The sequence below is a fragment of the Loktanella sp. DJP18 genome, assembly GCF_049310965.1.
In the GTDB taxonomy this organism is placed as follows: domain Bacteria; phylum Pseudomonadota; class Alphaproteobacteria; order Rhodobacterales; family Rhodobacteraceae; genus Loktanella.
Map to the genome: position 1 here is coordinate 1 of NZ_JBMERN010000278.1, position 2,163 is coordinate 2,163.

At 55.6% G+C, this 2,163-nt stretch carries 2 protein-coding genes and 1 pseudogene; 2 read left to right on the forward strand and 1 reads right to left on the reverse strand.

What is annotated here, in order from left to right:
• Both ACOI1H_RS25130 and ACOI1H_RS25135 read left to right on the forward strand, forming a co-directional pair.
• Positions 1–290, forward strand: a pseudogene (locus ACOI1H_RS25130) (hypothetical protein); the annotation flags it as partial.
• An 11-nt stretch (positions 291–301) separates the two neighbouring features.
• Positions 302–1,393, forward strand: coding sequence for a cache domain-containing protein (locus ACOI1H_RS25135; protein WP_422441005.1), 1,092 nt, complete (start codon positions 302–304; stop codon positions 1,391–1,393).
• 1 nt (position 1,394) lies between these two features.
• On the opposite strand, the gene ACOI1H_RS25140 is transcribed toward ACOI1H_RS25135, so the two are convergent.
• Positions 1,395–2,096, reverse strand: coding sequence for a hypothetical protein (locus tag ACOI1H_RS25140; RefSeq protein ID WP_422441006.1), 702 nt, complete (start codon positions 2,094–2,096; stop codon positions 1,395–1,397).
• Positions 2,097–2,163 lie beyond the last annotated feature (67 nt).

The following is a 2,163-nucleotide window of genomic DNA, read 5'->3' on the forward strand; positions in this document are numbered from 1 at the left end:
TCGATTTGGGCGTGAAAGCCGTCGCAGAGCGTTATGTCTCAACGACTTTCGGCAGCCTTTATCTTTTGGCAGACGTCAACAGCATCGATCGATCATGGTTCATGCTTTCGCAGGTAAGTTTTGCACAGCCCGACTTTGCCATCGAGCTGTCGCAGGGAGAAAGTACCAGCTACGCCGAGAGGTCGATTGCAATTGCTAAGCGTTTGACCGGCAGTCCACTCAGTTTACGCGTCGGATACAGGTTCGAATCATCAGTCATCTTTGCTGGTTTCTCAATCAACACGTTTTGAAAGGGCAGACGATGCCGAGTGCACCGACTTATACGACGTTGACCTTGACACAGGCCGTGTGCGGATTTGTCGCAGTCGGTATTGTCCTTGTGGGACTTTCGACAACAGTGCTGCTTTCCACAAAGTCATCTTCAATGTTGGACGGCGCACTTGATACTGCTGTTCGGGTTCGGGCAAATTCCGCAGGTCAGAACCTGGCGCAAAGCCTCCACAATGACTGGCGCGATTTGAAATCACTTGTACAGAATATCCCCAACAGTGGTTCGCAACGGATTACTGGTATGATGGACGGTATGCGCGGTGACGGATCACGCATTAGTTGGATCGGTCTTGCGGACTTGAATGGAAACGTCCTCGAGGCTTCAGATGGCCTGCTGGTCGGTGCCAATGTGAGCGAAAGGCCGTGGTTCCGTAACGGCCTCCAATCAGCATATGCGGGTGATGTCCACGAGGCCGTTCTGCTTGCCAAAATTCTAAGCCCCGGTGCGCCATCGGACCTACGCTTCGTTGATCTCGCCATGCCCGTCACTGACGAGATGGGACAAAAACTGGGCGTCGTGGGCGTCCATATCAACTTTGCCTGGGCAGAGGCTTATCTGCGGAAACAGGCCGAGACTCTTGGCCTGACGCTTTACCTGGCCAGCGCCGATGGCACGATCATCATGGCATCAGACAATGAAATTCCCAATGCCGACGAATTGCAGATGCTGCAGGCGTCCATGTCGGGTGTCACTCTGGATGGACGTGAGGTCTGGCCGGACGGGAAGACGTACTTCTCGTCGCTTGTGCCTTCGATCCTTTACGCTGATCTGCCGAACTTTGGCTGGCGTCTGGTCGGCCGTCTAGACAGTTCATTCTTTGGCAGCAGCGTCGCGACCATAAAAGCCCAGTGGTTCATCGTTGTGGCGAGCGTGGTTGGCATCCTGGCGCTTCTCACTGCGGGTTTCATACGCGTTTTCATTGCGCCCATCGCATCGCTTGGAAAATCGGCAGAAAACATCGCGGACGGCAAGGATATCTATCCTCCCGACCTGAACCGGACAAAAGAAATGGCGCAATTGTCTGCGTCCCTCGCCCGTCTGCAAATTCTGAAACGTCGCTAGGTCAAGCCCGGCCTGTGCTAGACGAAAAGCGGCGCGCGATGTCGGCAATCATGGCGGCACTTCGAACGCGCGCGACGCCGGGCATGCTGTCGTCTGCATAGAACCGCAGCATCAGGTCCTCGCGCTGCTTTTCCGTGGGAAGAAGATGGAGGCGGGCACCTTCGCGTAATTGTGCGATGACGTAGGCTTGAACCTGCCCAACATCGTCGATCTGCAAGAGACCCCGCGTACCTTCGGGATAGGGAATGCCGCGCAGCCGGACGGTGTCCGATGTCAGTGAGGTGATCCACAGATCGGTGCTGCGTCCCTCGGTATGAAACGTCGCCCGTTCGGGCACGTCTGCGATGTGTTTCTCACTTCTAGGAAGCTCGATACAGGTGATAACCGTAACTGAGAGGACAATCACGTTGTAAATGCTCCAGAACAGCACGACCCACTTGCCGTCGCCGGCATCGGAAAATGCAAAACGGTCGGAAACTATACCGATCACAAGACCCAGCAGTGACAGAAACAGTACTGCCGCAAAGGGTGCCATCAGACGCCATTGCACAACAACCTTAGACCGGTCGCCACCTTTAGCAGTGACGCTGAACGGATGGCCCTTGGGCTTAATGATCCCCACGATTGCGGCACGGCTGATCGCAACTGCCCCGATCAGCTGGCTCACGTCGTTGAGGATGGGGACTGCGTATTCCGGGGTCATCCGGCCACTGATTCCGAAAGTATCCGGCCACCCATTCCGATTTTATCCGGCCACCGATTCCGGGGCA

Excerpts from the sequence above, each read along its gene's own strand:
- ACOI1H_RS25135 (WP_422441005.1), top strand. The coding sequence starts at position 302 with ATGCCGAGTGCACCGACTTATACGACGTTGACCTTGACACAGGCCGTG.
- ACOI1H_RS25140 (WP_422441006.1), bottom strand. The coding sequence starts at position 2,096 with ATGACCCCGGAATACGCAGTCCCCATCCTCAACGACGTGAGCCAGCTG.